The sequence below is a fragment of the Frankia sp. CcMO1 genome (genome assembly GCF_977945845.1).
Map to the genome: position 1 here is coordinate 1 of NZ_CDWTMG010000278.1, position 5748 is coordinate 5748.

Annotated in this window: 5 protein-coding genes and 2 riboswitches; all 5 genes read right to left on the reverse strand. The window is 69.2% G+C overall.

Annotated features, from left to right (window positions below):
- Window positions 1–4 precede the first annotated feature (4 nt).
- Window positions 5–346 (reverse strand): hypothetical protein, encoded by a 342-nt coding sequence (locus AC08OU_RS21840; protein ID WP_476605666.1) that lies wholly within the window; start codon window positions 344–346, stop codon window positions 5–7.
- A 250-nt stretch (window positions 347–596) separates the two neighbouring features.
- Entirely contained in the window at window positions 597–1880 is a 1284-nt protein-coding gene (locus tag AC08OU_RS21845; RefSeq protein ID WP_476601955.1) for an adenylosuccinate synthase, read from the reverse strand.
- A 91-nt stretch (window positions 1881–1971) separates the two neighbouring features.
- Window positions 1972–2406 carry a DUF3151 domain-containing protein gene (locus AC08OU_RS21850; protein WP_476601954.1) on the reverse strand — a complete coding sequence of 145 codons (435 nt, stop codon included), beginning with the start codon at window positions 2404–2406 and terminating at the stop codon, window positions 1972–1974.
- A gap of 86 nt (window positions 2407–2492) precedes the next feature.
- Window positions 2493–3212, reverse strand: a complete 720-nt coding sequence (locus AC08OU_RS21855; protein WP_462186404.1) for a transglycosylase family protein — start codon at window positions 3210–3212, stop codon at window positions 2493–2495.
- A gap of 2 nt (window positions 3213–3214) precedes the next feature.
- Window positions 3215–3411: riboswitch (cyclic di-AMP (ydaO/yuaA leader) on the reverse strand.
- A 493-nt stretch (window positions 3412–3904) separates the two neighbouring features.
- Entirely contained in the window at window positions 3905–4582 is a 678-nt protein-coding gene (locus AC08OU_RS21860; RefSeq protein WP_476601953.1) for a transglycosylase family protein, read from the reverse strand.
- A 6-nt stretch (window positions 4583–4588) separates the two neighbouring features.
- Window positions 4589–4824, reverse strand: a riboswitch (cyclic di-AMP (ydaO/yuaA leader).
- Window positions 4825–5748 lie beyond the last annotated feature (924 nt).

The window sequence follows — 5748 nt, forward strand, 5'->3', positions numbered from 1 at the left end:
AGATCTACACTCGACTAGTCGTCGGCAGCGTCAGATGTGTATAAGAGACAGCGCGGTACCGCGCCGGCGCGCGGTGCGGCGCGGTGCGGGCCCCCCGCACCGTGACCGGTGGTACCAGGTGTTCGGCCGCGCAGAAGTCCAGGAAGTCACGGATCTGGGCGTCGACGTGACCGGCGACGGCCGCGGCGCGTTCGAGCCGCTGCGCCTCGGCCCGCTTCGAGCTCCGGATGGCGTGGCTGCCCCGCAGCAGCACGTCGGTCAGTGTCTGTGGCAGAGCCTCGCCGGTGGGGGAGAACCCGACCGGCCAGGCGTCGGAGTCGGTCGGGTGCAGGTAACCGCGTCTCACGGCCGGTGGCCAACGGGCCGGTTGCGGGGCTTCGGCCGGTTCCGGCAGCGACAGCGGTGTCCGCCCGGGGATGGAAGGGTCGTCATCCGACGGCCGGGACCTGACAACGGCCACCGCCACCACCCCCGGACGTCATTGCTTTGCGTGACCGCCCAAGCGTCGATGGTAATGCTTCCGGCTGCAACCGGAACCGACCGGATCTTGGCCCGCGCCGGGCGGGATCAGACCAGGTCTTTTCGGACCAGTTTGTTCAGACCAGGTCATTGATGACGAGCGTCTGGTCCCGCCCGGGACCGACGCCGACCGCCGACACCGGGGCGCCGGAGAACTCCTCCAACGCCCTGATGTAGTCCTTCGCGGTGCCGGGCAGGTCGGCGAACGACCGGACGCCGGAGATGTCCTCGTGCCAGCCGGGCAGGTCGGTGTAGATCGGCTTGGCGTGGTGGAACTCGGTCTGGGTCATGGGCATCTCGTCGACCCGTTCGCCGCCGATGTCGTAGCCGACGCAGATGGGCACCCGGTCGAAGCCCGACAGGACGTCCAGCTTGGTGAGGAAAAGGTCGGTCAGGCCGTTGACCCGCACCGCGTAGCGGGCGATTACGGCGTCAAACCAGCCGGTGCGCCGTGCCCGGCCGGTCGTCACGCCGAACTCCCCGCCAATGCGGCGCAGCTCCTCTCCGACCTTGTCGTCCAGTTCGGTGGGGAAGGGGCCGGCGCCGACCCGGGTCGTGTAGGCCTTGATGATGCCGATCACCCGACTGATCCTCGTCGGGCCGATGCCGGCGCCGGTGGCCGCGTAGCCGGCGGTCGGGTTCGATGACGTGACGAACGGGTAGGTGCCGTGATCGACGTCGAGGAGAGTGCCCTGGGAGCCTTCGAGCAGCACGACCTTGCCCGCGCGCAGCGCCCGGTCGAGAATCAGGCCGGTGTCGGCGATGTGGGGTTGGAGGCGTTTCGCGTAGTCGGCGTACTCCTCGGCCACCTCGTCTAGCTCGATCCGGCGCCGGTTGTAGACCTTGGCCAGGACCTGGTTCTTCTCCCGCAGCACCAGTTCGAGCTTCTTGTGGAAGATGCCCGGGTCGAGGAGATCCTGCACTCTGATGCCCGTACGGGCAACCTTGTCGCCGTAGGTGGGACCGATGCCGCGACCGGTGGTACCGATCCGCGCCTTGCCCAGGTATCGCTCGATGACCCGGTCCAGCGCCCGGTGATGGGGCATGATCAGGTGGGCGTTCGCGCTGATCAGGAGCCGGGAGACGTCGATGCCGCGGGCGGTGAGCCCGTCCATCTCGGCCAGCAGCACGCCCGGGTCGATGACGACCCCGTTGCCGATCACGGGAACGCAGTCGGCTCGCAGCATGCCACTGGGAATCAGGTGGAGCGCGTAGCTCTCCGCCCCGATGACCACGGTGTGGCCGGCGTTGTTGCCACCCTGGTATCGGACGACGTAATCGACGGCGCCGCCCAAGAGGTCGGTCGCCTTTCCTTTTCCCTCGTCGCCCCACTGGGCACCGATGAGGACAAGAGCAGGCACCCGGCGAGGTTACTAGGGATGGCGGGGCCGTGGGGCCGGCTGCGGCGTCCTCGCTGGCCTCCACCACCGACGCGGCCTGATGAACTCACTGTCAGGTGAAGCCGAGCTCACTGGCGGTGACGGGATCGCTGTCGGTCAGGAACGCCCGGCAGCGGGTGGCCTCCTCGGCCTCCCCGATGGCCGCGGCCGCCCGGACGAGAGCGGCGAGTGAACGCAGGAACCCGCGGTTGGGTTCGTGTGACCAGGGGATCGGCCCGTTGCCCTTCCAGCCCGAGCGGCGCAGGGCGTCGAGGCCGCGGTGATAGCCCGTGCGGGCGTAGGGATAGGCCTCGACGGGTCGTCCGCCGGTGAGCGCGAGCTCGGCGAGCGCGGCCCAGGGCGCGCTGAACGCGGGCAGCCGGGCGGCGACGGCATCCGGCGGATCACCGGCGGCCAGCGCCTCGGTCGCGGCCGCGTCGGAGGGCAGGAGCGTCGGCGGCGGACCGGAGAGCAGGTTGGGCTTTCCCGAGGCGGACGGCGTCGTCATGAGTGCATCCTGCCCGACGACTGGCCGCACACGTCATGGAGGTCACCCCGGACGCGCCCGCCCTGCGCGCACGGTGACCAGGTCGGTCAGGCCCTGACGCTGACGTTCCACAGATTCTGGCCGACGACCCCGGGTTGACCGTCGTTCACCCGGGTGAGGTACGAGTACAGCGCGGCGATGCCCTGCGACTGCGGTCCGAACTTGCCGTCGACGGTGAGTACGAAGCCCTTCTGGCGCATTCTGTCCTGCCAGACGAAGGCCTCCGGGCGGACGTCGTCGCTGAGGGACGCGTCGAGGACCGTGCCCCTGAACGAGCCGTCCCCCATCTCCCGGCGAGCCCGGTCCAGCGTCATGGGGGGTTCCACCGGGGTGATGGCCTGCTGGATGACGTCGCCAGAGCCGCCCGGGACACTGGCCGGGCCGTTGTTGGTCAGGCCCATCTTGACCGAGCAGGACGGCCATGGCTGCCAGCCCCGCTGGTTGTAGAGCTTCGCGGCCGCCTCGTCCTGCGTGGCGGGCGACGCCTGGTACGGCCGGCCGGAGTACCCGAGCCCGTGCCAGGTCCGGTCGTCGAACTGGTAGGCACCGGAGAAGCCGTTGCCGGTGTTGATCGCGTAGTTGCCGCCGGACTCGCACTGGCGGAGCTTGGTGAAGTCATCGGCGGTGGCCGCGCCCGCCGGAGCCGCGGTGACCGCGAGGCCGCTGCCGACGATGGCCGTGACCGCGCCGGTGGTGCGCAGGATGCGACCGGCGGGCGATGGGGCCTGCGGTGCTCGATGTCTGCCGCCACGACGCCCAGAGGGCATGTTCGTCCAATCCCGTCGCCTGCGGGGTGAGCTGTCGGGTGCGGGCTGGGATGGCCCGGCCGGAGGATCCGACCCCGGGTGGCGAGTAGGAACCGCTCTCCACCATGGACCGGGATGCACCGGCTTTACCCCAAGGACGCTGCTTGCGGCGCCCGAAATGTGGGTCCCCCACTCCTGCCCGCTGCGGTTGATGTTCGTTCCGGCCGCTCGCACGGGGGCAGGACTCGGCGTCCGTCCGGGCGGCCTCGCCGACGAGGCGAGTGAGCGGCACTCTAGCGAGAACCGCTCATGGAGCGCAAACCGGGGTGGTCCGGAGTAACCAGTGAGGATCGCGCGAATCGTGCCACTTCCGTACAGGTTCCGCAGGTGGCTCGCTGGTCCTGCTGTTCCTCGCCGGCTTTGCCGAAGATCGGCTCTGCCGAAGATCGGCCCTGCCGGAGGCCGGTCAGGGTGTGGTCCGGGTGATGTTGGTGGTGGGTTGCACGGGCCAGCCCGTACGGGCCGTCAACCGGAGATCGTCCGGAGGCCGGTCGGGCCGGCCCGTCGTCGAGGTGAGATCCCCTGACCGGTGTCGCCGGGGTGGGATGTCCGGTTGCCGCGGCGGTCGTCCCCCGTCGCGGGAGCGGAGTGAAGAGATCAGCTGACGGAGCTGACGGAGTGAATGGATCAGCTGATAGAGCTGATAGAGAGGATCAGCTGAAGGTGGCCCGCCAGGTCGCCGGGCCGACGATGCCGTCGACGGTGAGTCCCTTGGCGGCCTGCAGGGCGCGGGCGACTGCGGCGGAGCGTGGTCCGTAACGGCCGTCGATCGTGATCGGATACCCCAGATGGTTGACGCGGGCCTGCCAGGCCCGCACGTCGTCGCGTACCTGCCTGGCCAGTGCGGTCGTCAGGTTACGGGTGAATACGGGGGTGCTCACGGAGATGGGGCTGACCGTCAGCTCACTGCGTTCCGCCGTGCGCGACGCCTGGCCCGAGGAGCTCGACGAGCCGCCCGCGAGCTGGTCGGCGCCCATCCCGCGGCCACAGGTCGGCCACTGGCCGAAGCCGGACCGCCGGGCGAGCTTGAGTGCGGCCTCGTCCTGGACAGCCGGGGGAGCCTGGTGCGGCAGACCGCTGTAGCCGAGGCCGTGCCAGGTGCTGGCGGAGAACTGGTAGGCGCCGTAGTACGCGTTGCCGGTGTTGATCGTGTAGTCACCGCCGGACTCGCACTGCCGCAGGCCCGTCCAGGTGGTGGCCGCACCGGCCGGCTGGCTGAGCGCGAAGGTGCCGCCCACCGCTGCCGCGAGTACGGGTGCGACCACGAGGGCCCGGGCCCGGCTGCGGGTACCGGCGCGGCATTGTCGGCCACTGATACGTGCGTCGGACATGTCTTGTGGTCCTTCCCCACGCCTGCGAGGTGAGCTGTCGGATTCGGGCTGGGAACTGCCCGGCCGTGCCAGGGATTCCCTGGAGACGGAAGCCGCACCGGAAACACCTTTCCGTGTGGTCGTCGCACATGGCTTCACCCCGAGAGCATCGAATCCTTTCGATACTCGGAGATGGGTCCCCCGTTCCTGCCGCCCGGTTCGAGAAATCGTCGGCCGGGGGCAGGATTCGGCGTGCCGCCCGACGAATGCCCGGCGTTGTTGCCGGGCACGGCGAAAACCATAACCACGCCGCCCGGCGAGTCGCCAAGCATTGAATAGGGTGCGTGAAAAAGAGCACACTCGGCGCGCCTGCTTGAGCAGGAACCGACGGCCTGGTATCGCGCGTGCGCGCCCGCTCATCAACCTGGCGGTACGACGTGCGGAGGCATTTGTGCTTGGCCGATCACCCTGTTTGCCGATGGGCGACGATGAGCGGAGAGTCCCGTATCAGGCCAGATGTGTGACATGTCAACAAAGGTGTGACGGCCCTGCTACGAGATCGACGCGAGTGATCGGCCTGATACTACGCTTCGTCCGTTGAAGCCTGTTTTTGTGAGAAAAACAACGGAAATCGGGCGGTAACTTGCAGCGTTGTGATTTTTGCACACGGCGGATTCGATCGAACGCCGATTGTGAAAATTGCCTGTCGGGCCGCCACGGTGGACGAAGGGGTTCCGTGGGGCGGGGCGGTAGGTGAACGGTTACCGAAGGCCCGGTGCGTGTCCGCTAATGTGGCCGAAACCTGCTGGTCGCCAGCGGAGGCGGCGTTACGCGAGGAGCGGGGTCCCTCGCCCGGTAAACAGTGGTCCCCCAGCCGTCGGAGCGACCGGGGAACCGTGGGGCCGGCATAGTACGGGAAATCGGCAGGTCGTGCATCGGACCGGGGCGGGTCGGATGTCCGCCGCGTGCCGGTCGTTCCGTCCGCCGGAAACGATGGAGAGTGTCGGGTCGAGGGGTCCGGAGAATGCCCTCGGACGAGCGGCGGCGGTTGCCCGGTTGCCCGTTTTCGCGGCCGGCGGCTATCTGTCCTCCTGCCCGCCTCCTGTCCGCCGGCCGGCGGTCCGGCCGGACGGTATCCGACGAACCGATCCCGCCAGCCGGCGTGCGCTCCTGGCCCGGACTATGCC

Bases quoted from the DNA above. Each gene is read 5' to 3' on its own strand.
- AC08OU_RS21850 (WP_476601954.1), bottom strand. From the start codon at position 2,406: ATGACGACGCCGTCCGCCTCGGGAAAGCCCAACCTGCTCTCCGGTCCG.
- AC08OU_RS21855 (WP_462186404.1), bottom strand. From the start codon at position 3,212: ATGCCCTCTGGGCGTCGTGGCGGCAGACATCGAGCACCGCAGGCCCCA.
- AC08OU_RS21860 (WP_476601953.1), bottom strand. From the start codon at position 4,582: ATGTCCGACGCACGTATCAGTGGCCGACAATGCCGCGCCGGTACCCGC.